Source organism: Sphaerisporangium album (assembly GCF_003323745.1).
GTDB lineage: Bacteria > Actinomycetota > Actinomycetes > Streptosporangiales > Streptosporangiaceae > Sphaerisporangium > Sphaerisporangium album.
The window spans coordinates 245,793-268,669 of record NZ_QOIL01000012.1 but is presented as its reverse complement, the minus strand read 5'-3'; the positions used below and the strand labels follow the sequence as shown (position 1 = coordinate 268,669).

24 protein-coding genes and 1 tRNA gene are annotated in these 22,877 nt (G+C 67.0%); 8 read left to right on the top strand and 17 right to left on the bottom strand.

What is annotated here, in order from left to right:
* Positions 1 to 14: 14 nt before the first annotated feature.
* From DQ384_RS22455 to DQ384_RS22440, 3 genes are all read right to left on the bottom strand, one after another.
* On the bottom strand, positions 15 to 920 hold the full coding sequence (locus tag DQ384_RS22455) for a DUF72 domain-containing protein (protein WP_114030822.1): 906 nt from the start codon (positions 918 to 920) through the stop codon (positions 15 to 17).
* 4 nt (positions 921 to 924) lie between these two features.
* Positions 925 to 1,761 carry an MBL fold metallo-hydrolase gene (locus DQ384_RS22450; RefSeq protein ID WP_114030821.1) on the bottom strand — a complete coding sequence of 279 codons (837 nt, stop codon included), beginning with the start codon at positions 1,759 to 1,761 and terminating at the stop codon, positions 925 to 927.
* 328 nt (positions 1,762 to 2,089) lie between these two features.
* Complete coding sequence (locus DQ384_RS22440; RefSeq protein ID WP_114030820.1) at positions 2,090 to 3,067, bottom strand: acetylxylan esterase; 978 nt, start codon at positions 3,065 to 3,067, stop codon at positions 2,090 to 2,092.
* A gap of 204 nt (positions 3,068 to 3,271) precedes the next feature.
* On the opposite strand from DQ384_RS22440, the gene DQ384_RS22435 reads away from it, so the two are divergent.
* Positions 3,272 to 3,664, top strand: a complete 393-nt coding sequence (locus DQ384_RS22435; RefSeq protein WP_114030819.1) for a DUF3224 domain-containing protein — start codon at positions 3,272 to 3,274, stop codon at positions 3,662 to 3,664.
* Positions 3,665 to 3,670: 6 nt separating this feature from the next.
* Here DQ384_RS22435 and DQ384_RS22430 read toward each other — a convergent pair whose 3' ends face one another.
* Positions 3,671 to 4,672: a helix-turn-helix transcriptional regulator gene (locus DQ384_RS22430; protein ID WP_114030818.1), complete on the bottom strand. Its 1,002-nt coding sequence runs from the start codon at positions 4,670 to 4,672 to the stop codon at positions 3,671 to 3,673.
* A gap of 44 nt (positions 4,673 to 4,716) precedes the next feature.
* Here DQ384_RS22430 and DQ384_RS22425 point away from each other — a divergent pair, with 44 nt between their 5' ends.
* From DQ384_RS22425 to DQ384_RS22415, 4 genes are all read left to right on the top strand, one after another.
* Positions 4,717 to 5,190: a hypothetical protein gene (locus DQ384_RS22425; protein WP_114030817.1), complete on the top strand. Its 474-nt coding sequence runs from the start codon at positions 4,717 to 4,719 to the stop codon at positions 5,188 to 5,190.
* Positions 5,191 to 5,484: 294 nt separating this feature from the next.
* Positions 5,485 to 5,604 (top strand): DLW-39 family protein, encoded by a 120-nt coding sequence (locus DQ384_RS42250; protein WP_211264163.1) that lies wholly within the window; start codon positions 5,485 to 5,487, stop codon positions 5,602 to 5,604.
* 61 nt (positions 5,605 to 5,665) lie between these two features.
* Positions 5,666 to 6,391 carry an HAD-IA family hydrolase gene (locus tag DQ384_RS22420; RefSeq protein WP_245966691.1) on the top strand — a complete coding sequence of 242 codons (726 nt, stop codon included), beginning with the start codon at positions 5,666 to 5,668 and terminating at the stop codon, positions 6,389 to 6,391.
* 15 nt (positions 6,392 to 6,406) lie between these two features.
* A tRNA-Ala gene (locus tag DQ384_RS22415) sits at positions 6,407 to 6,479 on the top strand.
* A 51-nt stretch (positions 6,480 to 6,530) separates the two neighbouring features.
* Here the strand turns inward: DQ384_RS22415 and DQ384_RS22410 are convergent.
* From DQ384_RS22410 to DQ384_RS22365, 11 genes are all read right to left on the bottom strand, one after another.
* Complete coding sequence (locus DQ384_RS22410; RefSeq protein ID WP_114030815.1) at positions 6,531 to 7,688, bottom strand: tyrosine-type recombinase/integrase; 1,158 nt, start codon at positions 7,686 to 7,688, stop codon at positions 6,531 to 6,533.
* Complete coding sequence (locus DQ384_RS22405) at positions 7,685 to 7,936, bottom strand: helix-turn-helix domain-containing protein (RefSeq protein ID WP_245966690.1); 252 nt, start codon at positions 7,934 to 7,936, stop codon at positions 7,685 to 7,687. The genes DQ384_RS22410 and DQ384_RS22405 overlap by 4 nt, the downstream gene beginning before the upstream one ends.
* Positions 7,933 to 9,618 carry a replication initiator gene (locus DQ384_RS22400; RefSeq protein ID WP_114030813.1) on the bottom strand — a complete coding sequence of 562 codons (1,686 nt, stop codon included), beginning with the start codon at positions 9,616 to 9,618 and terminating at the stop codon, positions 7,933 to 7,935. Before DQ384_RS22400 ends, DQ384_RS22405 begins: the two co-directional genes overlap by 4 nt.
* Positions 9,615 to 9,773, bottom strand: a complete 159-nt coding sequence (locus DQ384_RS41415; RefSeq protein ID WP_181871339.1) for a hypothetical protein — start codon at positions 9,771 to 9,773, stop codon at positions 9,615 to 9,617. The genes DQ384_RS22400 and DQ384_RS41415 overlap by 4 nt, the downstream gene beginning before the upstream one ends.
* On the bottom strand, positions 9,770 to 11,194 hold the full coding sequence (locus DQ384_RS22395) for an FtsK/SpoIIIE domain-containing protein (protein ID WP_114030812.1): 1,425 nt from the start codon (positions 11,192 to 11,194) through the stop codon (positions 9,770 to 9,772). The genes DQ384_RS41415 and DQ384_RS22395 overlap by 4 nt, the downstream gene beginning before the upstream one ends.
* A 98-nt stretch (positions 11,195 to 11,292) precedes the next feature.
* On the bottom strand, positions 11,293 to 11,613 hold the full coding sequence (locus tag DQ384_RS22390) for a hypothetical protein (protein ID WP_114030811.1): 321 nt from the start codon (positions 11,611 to 11,613) through the stop codon (positions 11,293 to 11,295).
* The gene (locus DQ384_RS22385; protein ID WP_114030810.1) at positions 11,610 to 11,900 is read right to left on the bottom strand and encodes a hypothetical protein; all 291 of its coding nucleotides are present in this window, start codon (positions 11,898 to 11,900) and stop codon (positions 11,610 to 11,612) included. Before DQ384_RS22385 ends, DQ384_RS22390 begins: the two co-directional genes overlap by 4 nt.
* On the bottom strand, positions 11,900 to 12,316 hold the full coding sequence (locus DQ384_RS22380) for a plasmid replication, integration and excision activator (protein WP_114030809.1): 417 nt from the start codon (positions 12,314 to 12,316) through the stop codon (positions 11,900 to 11,902). Before DQ384_RS22380 ends, DQ384_RS22385 begins: the two co-directional genes overlap by 1 nt.
* 110 nt (positions 12,317 to 12,426) lie before the next feature.
* Positions 12,427 to 13,167 carry a GntR family transcriptional regulator gene (locus tag DQ384_RS22375; protein ID WP_114030808.1) on the bottom strand — a complete coding sequence of 247 codons (741 nt, stop codon included), beginning with the start codon at positions 13,165 to 13,167 and terminating at the stop codon, positions 12,427 to 12,429.
* A gap of 348 nt (positions 13,168 to 13,515) precedes the next feature.
* Positions 13,516 to 13,896 (bottom strand): hypothetical protein, encoded by a 381-nt coding sequence (locus tag DQ384_RS22370; protein WP_114030807.1) that lies wholly within the window; start codon positions 13,894 to 13,896, stop codon positions 13,516 to 13,518.
* Positions 13,897 to 14,490: 594 nt separating this feature from the next.
* Positions 14,491 to 15,276: a GntR family transcriptional regulator gene (locus DQ384_RS22365; RefSeq protein WP_220183062.1), complete on the bottom strand. Its 786-nt coding sequence runs from the start codon at positions 15,274 to 15,276 to the stop codon at positions 14,491 to 14,493.
* Positions 15,277 to 15,352: 76 nt separating this feature from the next.
* On the opposite strand from DQ384_RS22365, the gene DQ384_RS22360 reads away from it, so the two are divergent.
* Together DQ384_RS22360 and DQ384_RS22355 are read left to right on the top strand one after the other, a co-directional pair.
* Positions 15,353 to 15,814 (top strand): NUDIX hydrolase, encoded by a 462-nt coding sequence (locus tag DQ384_RS22360; RefSeq protein ID WP_114030805.1) that lies wholly within the window; start codon positions 15,353 to 15,355, stop codon positions 15,812 to 15,814.
* A 1,706-nt stretch (positions 15,815 to 17,520) separates the two neighbouring features.
* Positions 17,521 to 18,075 (top strand): SMI1/KNR4 family protein, encoded by a 555-nt coding sequence (locus tag DQ384_RS22355; protein ID WP_114030804.1) that lies wholly within the window; start codon positions 17,521 to 17,523, stop codon positions 18,073 to 18,075.
* Between the two features lie 334 nt (positions 18,076 to 18,409).
* Here the strand turns inward: DQ384_RS22355 and DQ384_RS22350 are convergent, their stop codons facing one another.
* Positions 18,410 to 19,048 (bottom strand): class I SAM-dependent methyltransferase, encoded by a 639-nt coding sequence (locus tag DQ384_RS22350; RefSeq protein ID WP_114030803.1) that lies wholly within the window; start codon positions 19,046 to 19,048, stop codon positions 18,410 to 18,412.
* A 318-nt stretch (positions 19,049 to 19,366) separates the two neighbouring features.
* Positions 19,367 to 20,509, bottom strand: coding sequence for a serine hydrolase domain-containing protein (locus DQ384_RS22345; protein WP_181871338.1), 1,143 nt, complete (start codon positions 20,507 to 20,509; stop codon positions 19,367 to 19,369).
* A gap of 1,026 nt (positions 20,510 to 21,535) precedes the next feature.
* Here DQ384_RS22345 and DQ384_RS22340 point away from each other — a divergent pair.
* Complete coding sequence (locus DQ384_RS22340; protein ID WP_114030801.1) at positions 21,536 to 22,831, top strand: hypothetical protein; 1,296 nt, start codon at positions 21,536 to 21,538, stop codon at positions 22,829 to 22,831.
* Positions 22,832 to 22,877: the final 46 nt, after the last annotated feature.

Genomic DNA, 22,877 nt, shown 5'->3' with positions numbered 1-22,877 from the left:
TCACACCGGCCTGATCAGGCCGCGGGTGGCCTCACCGGGACGCCGACCTGGGCGAGCAGGGCGGCGAGCTGCCGGGCGTTGGTCTGGGCGTAGTCGCGGTAGCAGTTGTTCATGAGCACGTGCGTGACGGAGGTCTCCTCCGCGAGCTCGCGCAGCTTCGGCGTCCACTCCTTCAGCTCCTCCAGGCTGTAGAGGTAACCGAAGCGCTCGTGGATGTCGTGGCTGGTCCACTTGTCGCTGCGCCCGTGGAAACGGACGACCTCCAGGTCCGCGGTGGCCGCGACGATCGGCGGGATCGAGTCCGGGTAGCCCTGGGGCATGTCGACGTTCACGTAGGGGATGGCGTACGACCGCAGGAAGTCCAGCGTCTCGGCCCGGTTCTCCTCCGACATCCAGGTGCGGTTGCGGAACTCGACCGAGATCCTCAGCGGCTCGGCGCGGCGCTTGCACTCCAGGATGTAGTGCTTGTTGGCCCTGCCGATCGGGAACCAGCGCGGGAACTGGAACAGCACGGCCCCGAACTTGCCCGCGTCCCGCAGTGGCAGCAGCGCGGACACGAAGCGTTCCCAGACCTGGTCGGCGACCTCGGGCTTCACGTCCCGGATGTACACGTTCTTCTTGTCCGCAGGGACCTGGCCCCGCAGGTCCTCCGGCAGTGCTCCTGGCCGGGTCGGGTGGCAGGTGAGCAGCGAGAACGCCTTCACGTCGAACGTGAACTCGGGCGGCGTGCGGTCCGCCCACAGCCGGGCCGTCTCCTCCCCCGGCGTCGCGTAGTACGTCGAGTCGACCTCCACGAGCGGGAACTGGCGCGCGTAGTACCGCAGCCGCTCCTCGGCCGTCGTGACCTCGGGCGGGTACCAGCCGGACGCGAGCAGCGTCTTGTCGGTCCAGGAGGCGGTGCCGAGGAGGATCTCCCCCATGCGGTCAGCGTGCCCCGTGCCCGGCCCGGCGGCCGAGGATGTGGTACGTCTCGCCGCGGCCGATGTACCGGACCCGGTCGGACAGGCCGAGCAGGTCCACATGGCGGCGGAAGTCGTCGAGGCCAGAGCTGAACGCCTGGTAGTCGTCGTAGTGCACGGGCAGGTTGTGGCTCGCGCCGATCAGCTCCAGCCAGCGCGCGCCCTGGGCGCCGTCCATGGTCACCAGCAGCGTGCCGAGGATCTTCGTGCCGCCGAGGTGGACGATCGCGAGGTCGATGTCCGGGAACCGGCGGGGGATCGCGTTCAGGCGGTCGTCCAGCAGCGTGTCCCCGCTGATGTGCAGACGCAGGTCCAGGCCGCCCTCCAGGCCGTCGTGGCCGAACTCCAGCATGCTGCCCATCACGGGAGGCAGTAGCCGCTCGGCCGCGCCGGGCGCGTGGCGGGCGGGCAGGGACGTGATCTTCAGCGTGGCGTCGCCCCGGCGCAGGAGGTGCTCTCCCCAGGTCTCCAGGGCGACGACGTTCATGAACCCCTTGCGCGCGAGCCGTACCGCGGCGTGCGGCGTGGTGATCACGGGCACGCTCTTGTCCAGGCCCCGGGTGGCGTAGCGGTCCCAGTGGTCGCCGTGCATGTGGGACAGCACGACGGCGTCGAGCTCAGGTACCTGATCAACCTCGATCGCCGGGTTCGTGCGCCGGCGGGTGGTTATGCCCCAGCCCAGATAGGCGCGCTGTCCGCGGTGCAGAAAGCTCGGATCCGTCAGAACGGTGAAGCCCCGGCAACGGATCAAGGTGGTCGCGTTCCCGATGAAGAAGACGCTCGCCTCGGCAGGATCGGCCATCGGAATCCCTCCCGTCTCCTGATATTTCAGGTTAAGCACACGGGTGGACGCCGCTCCGGCTCGGGGGGCCTCCCCGGCGCAGGCCAGGAGCCCAGCAACACCGTATCGGCCTACGGCTCCCGGAGATCGGCCACCTCGCGCCGGGGCGGCTGCCCGAGATCGCCCACCCGTGGCTCCAGGAGCTGTACGCGGCGACGGGGGAGAACTTCGCTCGGCGTGGTCCTGTCCCGGCGCCGGGCCCGCGAGCTGCCGCACCTGGTGGACCCGCTGCCGGCCGGCGCCGCCCAGATCGCCCGTGCCTACAGCGAGGACGTTTGATCAGGAGGGCTCACCCCACGGAGAACAGCTCGCGCAGGTAGCGGAGCTGGATCATCCGCTGCCGTCCGGCGCCGCCCTCGTGCCCGTTCCAGGACCACACCTCGATGTCCTTCGGCCCCGCCCAGTGGTTGTGCGCGGCGAAGACCGTCGACGGCGGGCACACCAGGTCCATCAGCGCCACCGAGTACAGCGCCGGCACGCGGCCGCGCGCGGCGAAGTTCAGCCCGTCGAAGTACGACAGCGTGCGGAACACCTCGTCCTCGGTCTCCGGCTGCGCGGACAGGAACCGGACGAGCTCCTGGTACGGCTCCTCGTCGGTGATCTGCACCGCCCGGCGGAAGTGCGTCAGGAACGGCACGTCGATCAGCGCGGCCGCGGCCTTCGGCTGGAGCGCCGCGGTCGCCTGGGCGATGCCGCCGCCCTGGCTGGCCCCCGCGACGGCGATCCGCGTGGCGTCCACCGCCGGGTGGGCGGCGGCGACCTCCACGGCCCGCACCGCGTCGGTGAACACGCGCCGGTAGTAGTACTGCTCCGGGCTCAGGATGCCCCGGGTCATCACGCCCGGCACCTCCGGGAAGTCGCCGCCGTGCGGGTCGCCGGTGGCGCCCGGGTTGTGCGCGTTCCTGGCGCCCTGGCCGCGCGTGTCCACGATCAGCGCAGCGAAACCGGCCGCCGTCCAGGAGAGATGGTCGATGGGGAGGCCGCGGCCGCCGTAGTACCCGATGTACTGCACCACGCACGGCACGCCGTCCGCACCCGCCGGGACCAGCATCCAGGCCCTGACGGGATGACCGCCCCACCCGGCGAACGTCGTGTCGTAGACCCGCACCCCGCTCAGCGGGGCGTCATAGGGGGCGAAGTCCGGCGCCAGGTCGTGCGCGGACGCCTCTTCCAGCGTCTGCTTCCAGAAGGCGTCGAAGTCGGCGGGCTCGTCGCGCTCCGGAAGGTAGTCGCGGAGGCGTTCCAGGGGCAGGTCGAACAGGGCCATTGCCGCTCCAAACTGGTCGGGGTGCCGGTGCTCGGCCTCGCCGCCTGGCCGCCTCGCCGGTGGCGGGCGGTGAGGCGCACCACGTCCGCATCGTAAGCGCGGCGGTTTCCTGGCGGAATTCCCAGGGGCAGATGGCATACCTGACAGTGGACGTCAGCCTTGGGGGCCAGGATTGGGGACGTATCCCGATCTGAGGAGACCGTAATGCCACGTGCCGAGGGCACTTTCGATATCGAGAGCTGGGAGCCCCAGACCTACGACGAGCGCGAGGGCGCCACGCTGACCAGGGTCCACATCACCAAGGCGTTCCACGGCGACCTGGAGGGCACCAGCACCACCGACATCGTCACCGCCGTTGGCCGGGTGGAGACCTCGGCCGCCTATGCGGGGTTCGAGCGGTTCACCGGCAGCGTCCACGGGCGCAAGGGCACCTTCGTCCTGCACCACAACGCCACCAGCGAGGGCGGAGACCGGTCGCTGAGCTGGACGATCCTCCCCGACTCGGGCACGGGCGAACTTCAGGGCATCACCGGCACGGGGAACATCGTCAACGACGACGGCGCGCACTCCTACACCCTCGACTACGAGCTGAGCTGACCGGTTCTACGAAGCGGGCCGCCCGGCCGGCGACAAGGACAGATATATATCCGCGAGCTCCTGCGCCGTGGCCTCAAGCCGCGCGCGCAGCTCGTGCGGCTTCAGCACCTCGACCTGCGCGCCGAGCTTCATGAACTCGGTCTCGGCGTGGTCGAGCGACTCGATCGGCACGACGGCCGTCACCCAGCCCGCCTCGTCCGGGGCCGTGGCGCTCTGGTCCACGGCGTCGATCACGGCGCTGCTCATCACCTCCCGCAGGCGCCGCCGGCCCGCGGGAGAGAGCCGTATCGTCGCCGTGCCCTGGTAGAGGCGGGAGCGGAACTCGGTGAGGAAGGACCGCCAGTACGCGGCCAGGTCGAAGCCGCACGGCCGGTCGAAGGTCTCGTCCAGCACCTCCAGGTCGAGCACGTGATGCACGCGGTATGTACGAATGTTCTCGCCGCCGCGCGCGACCAGGTACCACTTGCCGCCCTTGAGCACGATGGCGTACGGGTCCAGGACGCGGGTCACGTCCGTCGGGTGCTTCCAGCGGCGGTAGCGCACCTGGACGCGGCGCTGGTTCCACACGGCGTCGGCGATCGGCGCCAGGTGCGGCGAGCGGTCGCCGTCGTAGTACCAGCCGTGGGCGTCCAGCAGGAAGCGCTCCTGGATGCGCGCCGCCCGGTCGCGCAGCTCCGGCGGGAGCGCCGCCTGGAGCTTCAGCTGCGCCGCGGCGACCACGGCCCCGAGCCCGAGCTCCGCGGCCGGTCCCGGCATCCCGGCCATGAACAGCGCCTCGGCCTCCTCGCTGGTGAGGCCGGTCAGGCGGGTGCGGTAGCCGTCCAGCAGCTGGTAGCCCCCGGCGGGCCCCGCGTCGCCGTACAGAGGGACGCCCGCGGCGTGCAGCGACTCGACGTCGCGGTAGATCGTGCGGACGGACACTTCCAGCAGCTCGGCGAGCTGGCGTGCGGTCAGCCGGCCGCGGGCCTGCAGCAGGAGGAGGATGGAAAGCAGGCGACTCGCGCGCATTCCACTGACAATACGTGTCAGTGTGCCCCTCGTACCGTCCAATCGTGGCTTTCAACGAGAAGTTTCTTCGCGTTCCCGGAGTGATCGAACTCGCGGGCCGCCAGATCAAGCGCTACCACGTGAACACCGTCGACGCCGAGATCGAGCAGGAGATCCAGCGTGCGGCGTACGCCTTCCTGCCCCGCCTGTTGCCCGGCCCGGACGAGACCCCGCCGGCCGCGTTCACCGTACTGCACCGGGGGAGGGACACCGCCTGCTACCTGAACGCCTACACGTGGGTGTGGGACAACGTCATCGAGTGCCGCACGGCGGTCGCCGGCGTGCCCTTCCTCGGCAGCGAGGACACCGATCCCGCCCACTTCAAGGAGATCGGCAGGCCCTGGATCGGCTGCGTGTGGGAACTCCCCCCGCTGGAGCACGAGCGGGCGGCCTGGGTACGGCACATTCTCGTCCCCGACGAGCCGCGCCTCCCCGCCTACCTGGCCGACGCGTTTCCCGAGGGCCTCGTCGGCGGGTGACGAATGTGGCAACCGCTGATTGTCCGCAATCAGACGAAAGTTGCGCCGTGAGATGTCCCGGCGCGGTACTTCTCAGGTGTACCGCCTGGTCAGAGCTAGGGCGGACTCTTACCTCCGAGGCCGAACCTCGTGACCGATGCCGGGAAGCATGGTCCGTATCGCAAGAATGTGGACAACCGCTTTCCGGGCGACCCAGGGTGGAAGCCGATCCCTTGCTAGGCTGCAAGCATCTGTTAGGAACCCGGCGTCGTCTCGTCCTCGGCTGACGAGACCGTTGAGAAGTGGGGTCACACCGTGAAGAAGCTGCTCGTTCTCGCGCTCGTTGCCCTCGGGGGGCTGCTCGTCTGGCGCAAGGTGCAGGCCGACCGCGCCGAACTGGACCTGTGGACCGAGGCAACCGGCAGCGAGAACTGACCACCTCATAACCGCCGGTGCGGGTGCGTCAATGATTCTGGGTCAGGGCGGAGGTGACGGCATGACGAGCGCCTCACCCATCAAGCTTGCCTGTCTCGATCTGGCCGGCACCACCATCGGCGACATCGCGATGGTGGACCGGGCGTTCGCCGAGGCGATCGCCACACAGGGCATAGTCCCCGGGACCGGGGCGTACGCGCGTGCCATGGTGCACGTGCATCGGTCCCGGGGATGTCCCAAGATCGAGGTCTTCCGCGGGATCTTCCCCGGCAACGAGGCCCAGGCACAGGCCGCCAACCTGACCTTCGAGCGTTCGTACGAAGACTCCATCGAGCGCGCGGGCCTCTACCCGGCGCCCGGCACCGTCGAGGCCATGGAGAAGCTCCGCGCCGCCGGCGTGAAGATCTGCCTGATCACCGGCTTCAGCCGCCGCACGCTCGGCCGCGTGCTCGGCGCCCTCGGCTGGATGGACAAGATCGACCTAGCCCTGTGCCCGGAGGACGCCGGCCGCGGCCGCCCCTGGCCCGACATGGTCCTGACCGCCATGCTCCGCCTGCGCATCGACGACGTCCGCGAGGTCGCGGTCGCGGGAGACTCCGAGAGCGACATGCTCTGCGGCAGCCGCGCTGGCGCCTCCATCGTCGCGGGCGTCCTCACCGGCGTCCACAGCCGCGAACGCCTGATCCGAGGCGGCGCCACCCGGATCATCGACTCCCTCGCCGACTTCCCCACCTTGATCCTCGACAGCCACCAAACCCAGGCCCCAGTCGCCACCTCCTCCCGGTAAGCTGTCCGCAGACAAGGGGCCTTAGCTCAGCTGGCAGAGCGCCTGCTTTGCAAGCAGGAAGTCAGGGGTTCGAATCCCCTAGGCTCCACCGACAAGAAAACCCAGGTCAGGGCACATTTCCCGACCTGGGTTTCTCGTTTCAACCGCCCTGTTTCGACTTCCGTGCCCGCTGCGTGCCCGATGCTCGCGTGAGCTGGTCTTTGGCGAGGCCGTCGAGCTTTTCCGCCACCTCACGCTGACGTTCGTGCGAGCCGTGTTGGTAGACCATCGCGGCGCGAGTGCTGGAGTGCCCCATCCGGTCCATCAGCTCTCGAATGGACGCCCCGGCATTCGCGGCGAGCGTGTTGCCCGTATGCCGAAGGTCGTGAAAGTGGATCTTCGGTAATCCTGCCTTGGCAAGTGCCTTGCCCCAGAACCGCCGATTGAAGTTGCTGTTCCACAGCGGCCCGTCATCTGGCCCTGCGAAGATCAGCCCCTCATCTCCCTCTTGGGCGAAGTCCTTCAGGTGCGCTTCCACGTCCGCGATGATCAGGGGCGGGATCACGACCGTTCGCTTTCCCGCCGCCGACTTGGGCTCGGTGAAGACCAGGCCCTTGCCCGTGATGCGGATGAGTTGCCGCTCCACCCGCACGGTTCCGGCCTCCAGGTCGAGGTCTCGCCGGCGAAGGCCAGTCAGCTCACCCCATCGCAGACTGCCGAAGGTCGCGAGGAGCACCAGCGCCCGGTAACGCGGCTCGATCGCGTCCGCGAGCTGGTAGACCTGTGCGACGGTGAGAACCGGCCGTTCCGGTGACTTCTCCTGCCCCGCGCCCTTGATCCGGCAGGGGTTACGCCGGATGAGCTGGTCATCCACGGCCGTCGTGAGAACGGCCTTGAGGAGCCGGTACGCCTTGGCCACGGTGACCGCGCTAACACCCGCGTCGAGGAGGCTCTTACGCCACCGCCGGACATGCGGGTCCTTGATCTCGCTGAGCGCCTTGTCCCCGAACGTCGGCTGAAGGTGGACCCGCAGCAGGTAGCCGTACAACTCGACCGTCCGGGGACGCAGGTTCGGCCGTTCCTCGATCCAGTCCCCCGCGTACTTCCCGAACTTGATCTTCCCGGCGTCGGGGTCGAGCCAGTCGCCGTTGAGGATCTCCGCCTCTTGTTTGGTCAGCCAAATATCGGCCTCCCGCTTGGTGGCGAAGGTGTTCGGCGCCGGGCGATCAATGCCGTCCGGCCCCGCATAGCGAGCCTGGAACCGTCCCGAGGGCAGTTGCCGAACACGCCCGAACCGCCGTTTCTTCTCAGCCATCACGCGGCCCTCCCGCGCCGGGCGGTGATGGGCTCGACCACCCCGGCAGCGATGAATGCCTCTAGCGCCGCCTGGGGGATACGTACGTTCCGGCCGACACGCACGAAGGTGATCCGCCTCTCCTCGATCAGGCGACGAGGGAAGCGAACGGTGGTGTTCAGCCGTTCGGCCGCCTCCTCCACGGTGAGCAACCGGCCTTGCGCCGACTCTGGAAGGAGCGACACCGGCTCTTGCTTGGCCTTTCTCGTCACGCCGCCCTCCTCGCTGTCTGAGTTGCCGAAAGTTCTCCGATGGGGTGTCCGTCCGCGCGTGCTTGAGCCTGTTTGAGTGCGGCGCGCCATTGGTGGCGTTTGGCGAGTTCGTCTAGGAGTCGTTTGGCGCGGGGAGGTACGCCGCGGTCGGTCGAGGTCACCGGGCGCCAGATGTAGCGGTGTGGGTCGATGGGGGCCGTCTGGTCGTCGGTTGTCGACAGGCCGAGCTGTTCCAGGACCCAGGCCCGCCGGTCCTGCTTGTGCTCGGACAGGGTCTTGCCGGACCACTTGCGCGAGACCAGGACCCGCCGCCCGGCGTAGCCGAGGTGTTCGGGCTTGTGCGCCTTGCCCCGGCAGCCGCCCGGACGCATCCCGGCTTTGGCGCCTTTGGGTTGGATGCCGTAGCGCAGCCAGTTCGGGCAGGTCGGCGCGCACGGCTCGTAGCGCAGTACGTTCATGAGCCGTTCCACGTGCGCCCGCTGGGCATCGCTGGTCGGCTCGTGGCAGTCGGTCAGTGACTTGGTCAGGTACTTGGTCAGGTAGTAAAGCCCCCAGTCCGCCCCTGGAGAGCCCGCCATGACGCCCTTGACGTCGATCTGAGGGCCCAGCCGCACCACGTGCAGAGGTTCGGCGTCCTCATCCGCGTCTAGCTGGTCGAGTGCCCGTTCCCACGTGGGCAGCACCTCGCCGGTTTCCGGGTCGAGGTAGTCGCCGGCCTGCCCGTCGCTGCGGTCGGTGGCGTGTTCGTCGCCGACCCAGACCGGCAGGTGCGCACCCTCGTAGCGCACCTCATCCGCAGCAGGCCACCACACCTGGTGATAGGTCGCAGCCGCCACGGCCTTGACCTCAGCGCGCGGCATGGCGCCCCGCACGGCCATGTGCAGGTGCGGCGCGAGGCGCTTCTGTGGTTCGACGGTGGCGAAGTACTGCACGTCATACCCGGCCACGCGGCGAAGGTTCTGCACGAACCTGTCCACCAGCTTGGGGAAGTGGATCGCGTCCCGCGCGGCCCGCACGTAGTCGTACGTCGAGGGATCGACCGGGGTGCCGTTAGCGCGGACTTTGCCGTAGCTGTCGCAGGTCAGCGTGACGAACAGCGACGGCCGGTAGACGCGCCCGTCCGGGGCGGTGAAAGCGCGTCCAACGGTGCGGTTCTCACGCTGCCGCTTGGGCAGGTCCGGGGCGTCCTGACGGCGACGGGTAGAGCGCGACCGGCGAGGCCTGCCCTCCCCCGGAAGGACGTGACCCCGGACCCCGGACTGCGCCAACTCGTCTTCCAGGGTGGTGGCCACCTCATCCCAGACGGCCAGGTCGCCGCCGTCCTGTTCGGCCAGGTCCCGCAGTGCTTCGACGTCGGCGCGTTCTTCGATGAGCCAGCGCTGACGGTCGGTCGGTTCGGCGGCTTCGGCGACCGGTTCGGCCTCCAGATGCCAGCCCTCGCGGCATTGGGCCTTGCGGAGCTGTACGGCCCGGTTGGCGCACGGTTCGCACTTGGCCGCCAGCGTGGCGCCGCACGGGACGTTGACGTACTCGACCTTGCCCGTGGTGGTGTCGGTGCGCTTGAGCACCACCGGGCGCAGGCAGACGCCGTTGACCTTGCATGCCTCTTCGATCACGTCCATGGCCAGCGGCATTGCCGCGCGCACGGCCCGGGGCAGGGAACGGTCGTCCGGATGGGTCACCGGGCCTCACCGCCGTCCGCACAAGGCAGGGTGAGCGCCGTCTGTCCGCACTCGCGGCACTCGACCAGGCCCCGCATCGGGTCCAGCCACAGCACATCGAGGCAGCCGCACACCGAGCAGCGAAGGCCCATCAGGCATTCGGCCAGCGCGGTCATGCCGCCTCACCGGCCCCGGCGTACTCGGCGACCATGGCGCGGATGTCGGTGTCGGAGACGTAGGCGGCGCGGACGCGGACCGGTTCGGGGGAGGCTTCCAGGCGCACGTACCCGACGCCGGCACCTGTTGCGGGGTTGGATGAGATCTGGTCGGCCAGCGCTCCACGGTCGCGGACGCCGTCGCCGAGGACGAGATCAACCTGACTCGGTTCATCCAGCCGTAGGGCGATCTTGTCGGGGAACAGGTTGCGAATGGACAAGATCTCCTTACGCGGGTCCTGTAACGCGGCCAGGACACCGACGCCGACCGCGCGGCCCTGTGTGGTGAGGGTCGCCAGCGCGGCGAGGATGCGTTCGCGGCATTTGCGGTCGGTCTGGTAGGCGGTCAGGAACGCCACCTCATCCACGATGATCAGAATGAACGGGTCATCGACGGTGGGAACGTGGTTGCGCTGGACCCCGGCGAACCGGCCCGCGCGCTCTTGCATGACCTTGACCGCCGCTTCGAGCAGGTCGGCACAGTCGGCCGGGTCGGCGGCGTACCGGTCCCCGAACAGTCCCCGCCCGTAGGACAGCTCCATCAGCTTGGGATCAAGCGCCCAGATCTCCACCAGCCCGGCGCGCTGTGCGGGGAGTAAGCCGCGGATTGCCGACCACAGCCACGACCCCTTACCCGCGCCCGTGGCACCGGCCACCAGGACGTGAGTACCGTGCAGCTTGAGCCGGTACGGCGAGCCGTCCTCACGCAGGCCCACCGGGACCGCCGACACCTGCACCTCCCCCGAGATGGGCAGCGCGGGAATCGGCGAGGCCAGCGGATCACGCCGAGGGAAGAGCAAGGTCACACGGCCAGGTTTGGCCGCCACGATCCGGCACTCGTGGCCGGCGAACCCGGGGGCGAGATTGTCGGTCCGGTCCTGCCAGTCCGCCGCAGACTGCCCCGACAGCATGCGCACCGCCACCACGTCAGCGGTCGGCGTACAGGTCACTTTGAGCAGCCGGGGCAGGTACTCCCGTCCACCGATGTGCTTGCCCAGGCCGGAGACGACCATGACCGGTTGCCAGTGCCGCCGGTAGATCCACATCCACCGCCACCACGCCCGCAGCCGAAGCCCGACCCAGGCCGAGAAGGACACCGGTTCGGCCAGCCGCCACCCGGCCAGCGCCGAGACCGACGCGAGGACGGCCACCAGAGCGACGCGCCAGCCGTACAGCACCCACAGCACCAGCGGAGTGACGACGGTCAGGCAGGCGATCGGGTGACGCCAGACCATCCGGCCCAGGCCCACGACCGCGCGGAACACGATCGCGGTGATGGTGAAGATGGCGGGGGTGTTGACCACCGTGGGGCGGAACACCAGGGAGTCGGGGGCGGTGGAGACGATGTCCCGGGTGTAGTCCCCGGGGAGTTTACGCAGCATAAACTGAACGCCTCTTCTCGTGATGTGAGAGTCGATGGGGAGAGGAATCCCGGGGGCCGCCGGGAGTTGGCGCTTCCAGCGGCCCCGCCTGCAACCGCTCAGGCCGCTTTTTCGGGCGTCGTCTGCTCGGTGGTCTGCCGGGTGTGCTGGTCGCGCAGGCGCTCGCAGTCGGCCAGGAACCGCGCCGCAGCCTCGAACAGGTTGCGGGCGAACTTCACGTGCGTGTCGGTGACCGTGGTGTCCTTGGTCGTGCCGATGTTGACCTGTGCGTCGCCGTAGTCGATGCCGATGAAGGCGTGCGGGTCGTCTTCGGCCGGGTAGTAGTGGACGCTCACGTGTTCGTCGGGGTGGATGCTCACCCCCACCCGGGGGGACTGTCCCGGACGCATGCTGATCGTGGTGTAGCTGTAGCCGCTCATGCGGCGTCCTCCTGACTGGTCTGCCGCCGGGATGCGCGCCGGGTCTGGCCCTTGTGCAGCCGTTCGACCTCTTCGGCGAAGGTGCGCGCCTGGTCGGCCAGCTCACGGGCGAAGGTCACCGAGGCGTCGTCCACGTGGTTGGCGTGCAAGGTGACCTTCATGACCGCGTTCCCGGCCGCGATCTCGAAGACCGGCGTGCGGTGCGGGTAGGCGAAGCAGGCCGATCGGCCGCGCCCGTCCACGTGCAGGGTCGTGGTCTGCCAGGACCCGTTGACCGGCCTGCCCATCAGGCCGCGTCCTGCTTGCTCGCGGCAGGGGTGCGGACCGGCGCGGCCGTCGTCCGGGGAGCCCGCATCTCGCGCGCCCGGACCGAGTAGGCGATCCGCTGCCCGTTCTGCCAGGGGGTGACGGTCAAGCCGTCGAACTCCACCGGGATGAACGGCAGCCCCGGCATCGGGGCCGGCGGGACCGGCTGAACCGGCGAGGAGACCTTGACCTTGAGCGTCTTGTCTCGCGCCTCGGGGTCGCAGTCGAGCACCGTGACCTGCCAGACGAAGTCACCGGTGTCCTTGTCACGCGCCCACACGGGTTTGGCGGGGGTGGAGGCTTCGAAGTCTTTGACCTGGTCGACCTCGCCGACCATGTAGCAGCCGAGCGGGAACATCTCCCCGAACTCGACCTTGAACGCTCGCGGAATCGCCATCCTGTTCTCCTGTCGTTCTGTCGCTAACTCGTACTGTCGAGTTGACTCTACCTCTCACAACGACCACTCGACAATACGAGTTGCCGAGGATAAGTGTGAGCTACATCACATCACAGCGAGTAAGCGTCTTCCAGCTCATGCATCGTGCCCGGAAGCGCCACATCGATGACCAGCACCACACGGCCCGATCCGTCGAACACCCGCGCGACGACGCCGAGCACCGCAGCGGTCTTGCTCAGGCCGAACACGTCGATCTCGTGCGGCAGCGGATGACGGGCGGACAACCGCTCCACCACGTGATCAAACCGCAGTCCCTTGACCCCTTGCAGGTGCTGGCGGATGCTCACCGTCAACGGTTGCGCACGCCCCAGGTCGGTCCCTTCCGCCAGCTCAATCGGAGCCCAGGCGGTGACCAGCTCACACGGTTCGTCGGCCTCACTCAGCAGCACTCGGCGCATCACCACCGGGGCGCCCTCCGGCACGCCGAACATCCCCGCCACGTTCGCCGGCGCAGGACGCGCCCCCGCTTCGAGCACCGCCGCACCCTCCCCGATCTCCACCCGATCGAGCACCGCGCGGCCCGTCCGGGACGACTCCTCTTCACCGACCGGGGGAATCGCCTTCACGTACGAGCCCTTGCCGTGCTCGCGGTCGATGATGCCGCGAAGCTGCAACACCTGGAGCGCCCGGACCACGGTCGGACGACTCACCGCGAACTCACGAACCAGCGCCGTCTCAGAGGGCAACTGCGAGCCCGGAGGATAGGTGCCGTCCGCGATCTTGCGCCGGATGGCCGTTACGATCTGCGCGTACTTCGGCGGCGCGTACTGCTCGTCATCAGATACGGACATGACAATAACCCCACTACTCGACTTGTCGTCAGCATAGCAGGAACGCCCAGCTTGCATAGCTGGGCGTTCCTGCGTCAGGACGAGGGCTCTGATTGCACCCGGGGTGGAGGGACCGGAAGCGCGGGCTTCCTGCCGATCAACAGAGACCGTTGTTCGATCTCGGTTTCAGCGGCCAGGTAGCCGCCGAGCTCTTTCAGCGTGTCCCCGCACCGCACATTGGACAGCCCCCGAGCAAGCGCCCGAACCGACACACCGTGACGGCGGACAGCGATCCAGCCACCACCCGCAGCGTCCAAGATCTCCCAGCGCCGACCATACTTGGCGACCAGTTCGGCCAAGGTCGCCGCGTCAGACCGGCTCACTACCTTCATCCGTCGTGACGTCGGCCAGTTGCCGAACACTGCGAAGATGTTTGGCCGTCGATGCGGCGTCCTGAATGTCACCGACACCAAACCCGAAGCCCTGACGGCCAGGCGGGGTGATCACGAAGTGGGGATCTCTCCCCATCCGTTCGCTGACGGAAATGGTCACCAACAAGCGCGTACCGCGCCGCACCTCCATGTAAGGCGGCAGATAGATACGCGGACCGAACTTGGCGGCCATCACCACGCGGACACGTTCCACGATGAGACAGCGCAGGCCAGCCCCGTTCATGCTGGCCCGCAATCCGATCAAGGCATCGCGTTGCGCGTAAGCCCTTCGCTGACCGATCCCCTGCGGCGACGTCATGACGCCCTGCCAAGCCGCGCCGTAGCCTCCGCGTCGCGCATGACCTCGCGCAACTCATCGGGGGTAGGCGCCTCCACGCAGCAAGGCTCAGTTGCGCAGGTGAGAGCGATTGCGTAAAACCGCCGAGCATAAGCGCCGTACCATATCAGCCAGCCAGGTTCGAGCTGATCGAGGAGAGCCGCCTCCGCCCTGGCCGCAGCGTCAACGACCCCCCGAGAAGGTGTCTCCGGAAGACGCCCGCCTTCCCGGTGACGCCCTGATGACCGATGCGAGCCACCACCCTTGGCCGGCCCACGCCCGACGCTCACGAGTCCCCGCCCTCGGTGTCAGCCGAAGGCCGAGCACGCCAGCACGTCGAGCACGCCTCACGGACACGGCCAGGCCGGACGGCCCCGCCGGGCACGCTCAGAAGTCCACGCCGAGGGCTCACGTACTTCCATCCGCGTCCCTCACACGACTTGCAAGGGTCAGTTGACATAAGACTCGACTCCGCCCCGATCAGATGCGTTGCCATCCGCTCACTTAGGCGTCTACTCGCCTAGAGGAGTTCTTTGCTCAGTCATTTATGACTCCTCTAGAGGAGTTCGTCAAGCCCTATCGCGCAGGAAGCTCGTACGACAGTACGTAGGCGTCAGTGGACATCACCGTGTCACAGACCTCAACCGCCCTGCCATCCGTCGTGTACGCCGTCCTGACCAGGTGAAACACCGGGATACCAGGCGCGAGCTTGAGCGACCGCATCTCCTCACGCAGCGGCATACGCGACTTGATCTCTTCCACGAAGTGATCGAGTCGGTGCCCCAACTCCTCTAGCCGGGCGTAGATCCCACCTGGCCCACTGTCTGGCTGAGCGATCCGCGTACCGCGAGCGATCTCGGCCGGGATGTACGAGACCGCCGTCTCCACCGGCTGACCGTTGATCAGGTACCGACGAGAGCGACGGACTACTGAGTCCGCTGCTGTAAGCCCAAGCAGCTCGGCCACGCTCCCTGGAGGCGCCTCTTCCGTGATCTTTATCGAGTCCACGGTTGGCCTGCCGCCGGCCCCTTCCGTCTCTGCGATGAACGCGGCCTTGCCCTGCTCACGATGACGACGGGCGAACCGATCTGAAGCCAACCGCCGGACCGGAGGATGCGAACGGACGAAGACACCACGCCCATGCTCCGCGACCGTCAGCCCTTCACCCTGAAGCACCTGGAGAGCGTTGCGGATGGTCATCCTCGCGACGCCGTAATGTTGCATGAGCTGAGCCTCCGAGGGCACTTTCTCACCCTCGGCCAAGACGCCCTGCTCGATCGCGTCACGGATGTGATCGGCGATCTGACGGAACACCGCCCGATCGCTGGTCGGGTCCAGATCCGGCAACGGCAGCTCGGCCACGACCCAACTCCTCAACTCGTACATACGTGTACTACGGTCTTGAGGATAGCGACCCGCACCGCCGGAGGTAGTCCCGATGGATCACCAGAACACGCACTCGGTCAGCGTGGCAGGCGTGATCATCGACGACCAAGGCTGTGCGCTCCTGACCCAGCGCCGCGACAACGGCCATTGGGAAGCGCCCGGCGGCGTCCTCGAACGCGACGAGGACATCATCACCGGCCTACTCCGCGAAGTCCGCGAGGAAACCGGCCTCGACGTCGAGCCCGTCACCCTCACCGGCGTCTACAAGAACATGACCCGCGGAATCGTCGCCCTGGTCTTCCGCTGCAAGGTCATCGGCGGCCACCTCACCGAAACCGACGAAACCCGCTCTTTCCAGTGGGTCACCGCGGATGAGGTCCGCGCCCTCGCCTCCGAGGCGTTCGGCGTGCGTGTCCTGGACGCTATGCGCAGCAACCACACGCCAGCCATTCGGTACCACGACGGTACCCGCTTGTTAGGAGGTGTTGCTGAACCCAACCCGACCCCCCGCTAATCTGCGACCACCCCCAAAGGGATGTGAACATCGCAGTCACGAGGGTTGCCGCCGTCCGGCTACCGATCGAGACCTGTAGGTCCTTCGTACGCTCATCACGCACCACCTTGCCCTTCTTGTCTCGCGCGTACTCGTGCTTATGGGCGTACGAGACGTTCGGGAAGGCCATGCAGAAAAGTGCTGCGAAGATTGTCATCAGTTCGGGGATCGAGTTGGGCTCAGCACCATCCCACGATCACTCTAGATCTGTCCTGTCGAGCTCGTTGCCGAATTGCTCTCTTAGGGATCAAGCGGCGGCGCGGAGCGCCGCCTCGCGGCCCTGCGCCCGCTCGGCGGCCGGGCGTGCGGCCTGGGGGCCGGTCCCGGCCGCCGGCGGCTTGGGCCGCGCGCTGAGTCGTCTACACGCCCTCCAACTGAACACGTAGCATTGAGCAGATCAGCTCAACCTCTGAGAGTGTGATATCGACAGGAACGTGGAGTCGCGCAGTCGTCCCTCGGCTTAGTGGCACCGGTAGCTCGCGCATCTCACGCTGACCAGCTACGGCGGTTCGGCGAGATGTCGATTGTGTCGGGGTAGGCACTCCTACAGACGGGGCTCCACCTGCGGAGGCACTTCGTGTCATCCGCACATGGTTCAGATACTCACGGGCGGCAGCTCGGTATGTCGATCCGTAGGAGTCGGTGGTGGTGGAGGCGAGTTCTCCACTCCTGACTTGCTTGAACCTACCGATGGCATCCTCTACGTCATGCTCTAGAAGATTCACCGACCGCCAATTGGGTCCGTAGGCACCCTTCAAGACCTGCACACACTGGCCACGACGACTAGGCTTGTCCGACTTCTCGATGTAGGCGATGAAGTTGGCAGCCGTGCCTAGGCCGTCGGTACGAACGTTCATGTCGCTCCTGACGCTAATCTGGAACCCAGAGTAGCGTCACTCTTAAAGTGTGTCCATCAACCTTGTTCATAAGGATATGAGCGAGAGGGATAAGTCCCCTTTGTCTGGACTGGTGTAGTTCCCGTCCTCCTCGCTGGTCGAGTGTCCCGAGTCCACCGAGTCAAGGGCGCCTTCGGCGTCGCTACGCGATCAACTTCGTTGACCCTTGACACGGCGCCCTCACCCTGGGGGTCGGCAGCTACGAGGAGGACGGGGGAGAACCAGGCGACGGGCGGGCTACTGCAACGCGTACTGCAACAGCACCACATACCCGCTTACGATCACGACCGCCCGGCACCATCCCGGAGCAGGACACGAGCCTCTGATGACGTGCCGGATGGTCCTGATAAGGAAGAGTCAGGTCCTCGCTGTCGTGCCCGTCGCGTGCCCGATGGGGCGGGAATCAAGGGGGAGCAGCGGGGAGTCACGGGGAATGCGATCAGTACCATGACCTGTGTCTTCGCAGTTCGAGCAAGATCGGCACGCGTCTTTGCAAGCAGGAAGTCAGGGGTTCGAATCCCCTAGGCTCCACCGCCAGAAAACCCAGGTCAGGGTACATTCCCCGACCTGGGTGCTCGTTTGAACCAGCCTGTTTCGCCTTTCGTGCCCGGTCCTTCGTGAGCTGGTCTTTGGCGAGGCTGCCAGGCGGCGGCCCTCCTGCCGCTCGGCGGCCGGGCATGCGACCTGGGTCGGTTCCGGCCGCCGCGGCCCGGGGCGCGTTCGCGCGGTGTACCGTGCTTGTTCCTCTCAACAGCCCGGCCGGAGTTGACCATGTGGGACGCTGACCTCATCCATCGTCGGCTTGCGGAGATCCGACGACAGGATCCGGAACGCAAGTTCTTCGGCGCACAGCGCCATCATCACCGCCTCGGGCCACGACTCTCAACACGTCAGGTCACCGCATTCGAGACGAAAGTCGGCGTCGAATTGCCCGAATCCTTCCGGACCTTCCTCACGGAGGTGGGTAACGGCGGAGCAGGCCCCTCCTACGGGCTGTACGACATCGAAGAGGCGTTCCGCCTAGACGCGATGGAAACCCATGCGGGTCCGCCGCACCTTTATGCCTCCCCGTTCCCTCACACGGCAAGCTGGAATCCCCCGCTCGAAGCACAGCCTGCGGACTACGAAGAAAGCCGCTGGATAACCGGCTCCTTGGTCCTGGCCGAGTTCGGCTGCGGAGCATTCCATCGTCTAGTGGTGAGCGGCGAGATTGCCGGCGAGGTCTGGTTCGACGACCGCTGCGCCGACGACGGCATAGTCCGAGAACTCGACTTCTACGAGTGGTACATGACCTGGCTCGACCATCCTCAACGACACTTATACTGAATCGTCTCCGGCCGGGGCGCTCCGGCTCCGGGATGAGCAGGCGGGCAGAGGGTGCGCGTCGACGCGGGGTCTCAGACTGTGCCCATCGTGTGCCCGATGAGGCGGAAACGAGGAGGAACAGCGGAAATCACGGGAACGCGGTCAGCGCTGGGAGCTGCGTTTTCGCAGGTCTAGCAAGATGTGCGTGCGTCTTGGCAAGGAGGAAGTCAGGGGTTCGAATCCCCTGGGCTCCACCAGTCGAAACGCCGCGTTCCTGATCAGGGGACGCGGCGTTCGTAGCCATTGACGTGTGCCATTAGCCCGCAGGGACCAGCGTGCCGGGCGGCTGTCGAACTCAGTGTCTACGCATCAGCAGATGGCCTCGGCGGAAGCGCTCCTCTTCCTGGGGCTCGCGCAGCATTCGCCCCACTTCGACGAAGTCTGCCTTGCGTGCCAGCTCGGCGAGGTCGTCGATCGGCCACCGGTAGGCCGGCGCTACCTTGTGATCGAATGCCACCACCGGCCCGCCTTCAGATTCGAAGAAGCCGAGCAGGAGGTAGCCGCCCGGGGCCAGCACCCGGCGGAACTCGGCGAAGTACGGCGGCAGTTCTTGCGGCGGTGTATGGATGACGGAGTACCAGGACACGATGCCGCCCAGTTCGCCGTCGGCCAGGTCCAAGGCGTCCATTGAACCGACTTGGAAGCGCAGGTCGGGGTAGGCCTCGCGGGCAAGGTCGATCATCACGGGCGACAGGTCGACGCCAAAGGCATCCAGTCCCAGGTCCCGCAGGTGTGCCGTCACATATCCGGGGCCACATCCGACCTCGGCGACGGGCCCGGCACCGGCGGTCCGTACGAACTCGGCGAACGCGGCGAGCACTGCGCGATCGAGGGGCAGGCGGTCGAGGCTGCCCTGGACGAACTCGGCGTAGCGAACTGCGATGGCATCGTAAGCCTCTGCCGTCGCCGTTATATAGGAGGAGGATTCGGTCACGGCGGACGACTGTAGTTCATCGGCCGGCGCGGGCGTACCAATTGCGAAGGTGAACGTCGACTGGACTTCCGAGCGTTCAGCTGAGAGGGCCGCCGCCCCCAGACCCCCGCGAACCTGAGCACTCGCCCGCGCGAGAAGGTCGTCAACACGTCTCGCCGTTCGCGCGGACGAGCACACCGGACCGGCTGGCGCCGTAGCTCATAGCACTGTTCGGCCAGGTGGCTGAGCTTGATCGCCTGTCATTGGACTGACGGCGTGGTTGACGATGCCATGTCCGTCCACTTGGGCGGCGAGGTCGTGGGGGTACGCGGTCAGCTCTCAGCAGGCGCACTCGGAGGAGTTGAGGGCCATCGTGGCGAGGTGGCGGGCGATGCCGTTGGTGTCGGTGTTCTGGACGTTGCTGAGCACGACCACCGCTATGCCGTCATCGGGTAGGTACATGTTGCTCGCCGCGTAGCCCTGGAGAAGACCTGGGTGGTAGCGGAGTCGGTGCCCCTCGAGCCGGTCGACGAGCCAGCCGAAGGCGTATGCGCTCGATGGCAAGTTGAGGCAGCCCTTGCAGGGGCACGATGCCTGTGGCGTGAACGCCTTCTTGACGGTGGCGGGTGGCGCGACCACGTGCGCGCCGAACGACCGGTCCCAGCGGGCGATGTCGTCGGCGTTGGAGTAGATGCCGGTCGCGGAGAACGCCTGGGAGCCGTTGATGGGCGGGGCCGGTGATCCGAGCGTGAAGTAGCCCTTGGCGTACCCGTCGGGCGGATTTCCCCTGCTGTAGCCGGTGTGCTGGAGGTTGAGCGGGCCGGTGATCTCGTCGTGCAGCACGGTGCCGTATGGCTTGTGCGTCACTCGCTGGATGATCGCCCCGGCCAGGATGTAGCCGGAGTTGCTGTACTCCCAGCGGGTGCCGGGCTTGAAGTCCAGTGGCAGGTTCACGAACCGCTGGATGAGCTTTCGGGTCGTGGTCGGTTGCGAGAGCTTGGCATAGAAGTCGGGCAGTCCCTGGATGTCGGGGATGCCGGAGGTGTGGGTGAGGATCTCGCGGATCGTGATGGGCCGCCACGCCTTCGGGCAGGTCTTGATGTATGACGGGACGAGGTAGGGGCAGACCGGGTCGTCCAGGCCGAGCAGCCCACGGTCGCGCAGCTTCAGCACGATCATCGAGGTGAACTGCTTGGTGACCGAGGCGATCCGGAAGACCGTATCCGGCCGAATGGGGATGTGCTTCTCCTCGTCGGCCTCGCCGGCGGCGAAACGCACCAGCACCTTCCCGCGTCGTACCACCAGCGCCGAGCCGGTGAACTCCTTTTTCGCGGCCAGATCCTGTAGGTACTCCAGCATCGCCGCAGCGGTCTGACCACCGTCCGGTGCCGGTGAGGTGGCCGGCGGCTCCGATTCCTGGGTGGCCGCGCCGCGATCGACACCGAGGCCGGTCACGACGGTGCCCCCGGCGGATACGGCCATGGCAGGAGTGGCTGAGGGTATGGCTCCGCCGGTCAGTGCTGCGCTGATCGCGAGAAACCCGACAAAAATCGGCCACTTGGGCATTTCTCCCCCTTGAACATACCGCTGTCCCGAAATTCCGGCATTTCCCCGAATCGAGGCAAGTCTCGTGTGAGAACCCCTCGGCGACCATTCTTATGAGGGCTCGCCTTCTGCCCCTAGTAGTCACGATCGACGATCGACGCCTTTTTCCTTCCACATGTCTTTTTGTTAACGCTGCTCGATGGTCGCCGACCCCTTCAGCAAAAATGGCAGCATTTTCCGGAGTCGTTCGCAGCCGCCCGGAATCACGCGCCACGAAAGGTGCCATAGAGGGGAAATCGCGGGACCGAGATGCCGCCACCGGGTCTGAGCCGATGGGCTCCGCACCCTTCAGAGGAGAGGCATGAAGGTAGCCTCCTAGATCGCACCGTGCAACGGCTGACTCTTTGGGCCTGGACGACACTCTGTGAAATCTCGCGCTATGGACGTCCAGGTGGCGCGTGGCGATCGTGACCAATGGTATGGCTGACAACCGGTTCGAAGACTTAGCAGACCGGGTTGGCCGAGGCCGTAGATGCCTACGCACTGTCGGAGCCGAAGGGATCCGCAAGCGCGACGTCCCCTGTTCGAGGGCGGCCAAGCGCTGTGGCATGAAGTCAAGGGTTCGAATCCCCCAGGCTCCACCAGCCAAGACGCACGCTCGCGATCGTCGGCGGAGGCCGACCGTCGGTCAATGCTCACCAACTGATCCGGCGCGGGTTCAGGTCCGGGCGCTTGTCAAGATTCTGAGGCTATTGCCGAAGCGTCCTGGTATGGCCTCCTTGAGTGCTCTTGTAGCGGTCCAATGCTGACGTTTGGATCTAAAGGGTGATCTCCTGCGGTGCATCGCAAGCAGCAGATTCCGGATGCATCGCCATGTCGCCGCCTGTCCTGCCCCGGCTGCGGTCCTCTTGCCGTGGGCAGGTCATCGGCCCGTGCCGTCCTCGAAGAGAAGGAGTCGTGACCATGACCCTGCTGACCTACACCCTCATCACAGACCCGGCGCCCCTGGAGGCGTCGGCACCCGGGCGGTCCCCGTCCACGGGGACGGTGTATCTGGTCGTCACCAACACCGGGCAGCAGGCGGCGTTCTGGTCCACGATCAAGGTGGAGGTGCCTGTTGGCAACGGCGCCGGTGACCTCACCTCGGACTTCAACAAGATCAAGCCCAAGGGCGAGTACGGCGCGCGGTCGGGCCCCCGGTCACCGGCGAACGTTCAGCCGGGACCACAGGGCTCCAACGCCTTCCAGGCGACCGCCCCTGGCGGCAGAGCCTCTTTCGCCCCCGGCGACCACATGGTGCTGACGCTGGAGAACGTCACCGTCGCCCCCACCGCCGGGCTGGCCGTGCTGCGGGTGACCGAGAACACCGGCAGAACCAAGACCGGGCTCCTGAGCAACAGCTTCGCGGCGGTGGCGCTGGTGAAGACCGCTCCGAAGGAGATTCCGGCACCGCGCAACTTCCGCCCGGACGACACCATGGTGAACGCCGGAACGAGCATCGTGCTGAAGTGGGAGGGGTCCGACGACTTCGACTACAAGATCCTGTTCCCGGGCGGGCAGGCGGCCATCACCCAGGGCGCGTACTCCTGGTCACCGGCCGCCGCCGACGCCCCGAAGCGGGCCACCACCTACACTCTCGTCGCCACCTCGCGCACCACGCCCCAGCAGCAGCACTTCCTCACCGCGACCGTTCAGGTGCGCAATCCCGTCCTGGAAACCCTCATCGCTACCACCGGCATCGACACACCATGGATCCAGGGGACGGCGAACGCGACGAGAGGGCGTGTCACCTTCACCGGCGCAGGGGTGGCGATCTCCAACGGCTCCGGCGGGCAGGGGACCGTGACGGCCGACAATGCCTACTTCAACACCGTGTACACCCCGTGGATAGGAGGACCGAACGGCGGCGAAGGAGCCGTCGCCTTCTCCCAGGGCGGGGCGACCGTACGGCGCGCAGGTGGCTCCCAGGAACGGGGAACCCTGTTCGCCGACAAGGCCGACCTCAACGGTGTGAACACCAGGTGGGTACAGGGACGAAGCGCCGACGACGGATGGATCAGCTTCCCCCACTTTGGGATCCAGGTATCCCGGGGCGGGACGGACAGCGCCCAGCAGGGCGTCGTGTACACCGAGAACGTCTACGCGAAGGACGGGGTCGGTAGCGGGTCTATTAACCTCCACGATTCGGGGATAACCGTGTACTCGCCCAATGGGCGGAATGGGATCGGGAGCGTGACGGCCCGCATCGATGCGCAATGAACGAGTTGTGAGGCGCGGGCGTGCGGATCGCCGCACTCGGCGGCCA

Bases quoted from the DNA above. Each gene is read 5' to 3' on its own strand.
- DQ384_RS22430 (WP_114030818.1), bottom strand. From the start codon at position 4,672: ATGCGCGCGAGTCGCCTGCTTTCCATCCTCCTCCTGCTGCAGGCCCGC.
- DQ384_RS22355 (WP_114030804.1), top strand. From the start codon at position 17,521: ATGTGGGACGCTGACCTCATCCATCGTCGGCTTGCGGAGATCCGACGA.
- DQ384_RS22435 (WP_114030819.1), top strand. From the start codon at position 3,272: ATGCCACGTGCCGAGGGCACTTTCGATATCGAGAGCTGGGAGCCCCAG.
- DQ384_RS22395 (WP_114030812.1), bottom strand. From the start codon at position 11,194: ATGCTGCGTAAACTCCCCGGGGACTACACCCGGGACATCGTCTCCACC.
- DQ384_RS22380 (WP_114030809.1), bottom strand. From the start codon at position 12,316: ATGGCGATTCCGCGAGCGTTCAAGGTCGAGTTCGGGGAGATGTTCCCG.
- DQ384_RS22345 (WP_181871338.1), bottom strand. From the start codon at position 20,509: ATGGCCGTATCCGCCGGGGGCACCGTCGTGACCGGCCTCGGTGTCGAT.
- DQ384_RS22390 (WP_114030811.1), bottom strand. From the start codon at position 11,613: ATGAGCGGCTACAGCTACACCACGATCAGCATGCGTCCGGGACAGTCC.
- DQ384_RS41415 (WP_181871339.1), bottom strand. From the start codon at position 9,773: ATGACCGCGCTGGCCGAATGCCTGATGGGCCTTCGCTGCTCGGTGTGC.
- DQ384_RS22375 (WP_114030808.1), bottom strand. From the start codon at position 13,167: ATGTCCGTATCTGATGACGAGCAGTACGCGCCGCCGAAGTACGCGCAG.
- DQ384_RS22455 (WP_114030822.1), bottom strand. From the start codon at position 920: ATGGGGGAGATCCTCCTCGGCACCGCCTCCTGGACCGACAAGACGCTG.
- DQ384_RS22370 (WP_114030807.1), bottom strand. From the start codon at position 13,896: ATGACGTCGCCGCAGGGGATCGGTCAGCGAAGGGCTTACGCGCAACGC.
- DQ384_RS22360 (WP_114030805.1), top strand. From the start codon at position 15,353: ATGGATCACCAGAACACGCACTCGGTCAGCGTGGCAGGCGTGATCATC.
- DQ384_RS22440 (WP_114030820.1), bottom strand. From the start codon at position 3,067: ATGGCCCTGTTCGACCTGCCCCTGGAACGCCTCCGCGACTACCTTCCG.
- DQ384_RS22340 (WP_114030801.1), top strand. From the start codon at position 21,536: ATGACCCTGCTGACCTACACCCTCATCACAGACCCGGCGCCCCTGGAG.
- DQ384_RS22385 (WP_114030810.1), bottom strand. From the start codon at position 11,900: ATGGGCAGGCCGGTCAACGGGTCCTGGCAGACCACGACCCTGCACGTG.
- DQ384_RS22450 (WP_114030821.1), bottom strand. From the start codon at position 1,761: ATGGCCGATCCTGCCGAGGCGAGCGTCTTCTTCATCGGGAACGCGACC.
- DQ384_RS22420 (WP_245966691.1), top strand. From the start codon at position 5,666: ATGACGAGCGCCTCACCCATCAAGCTTGCCTGTCTCGATCTGGCCGGC.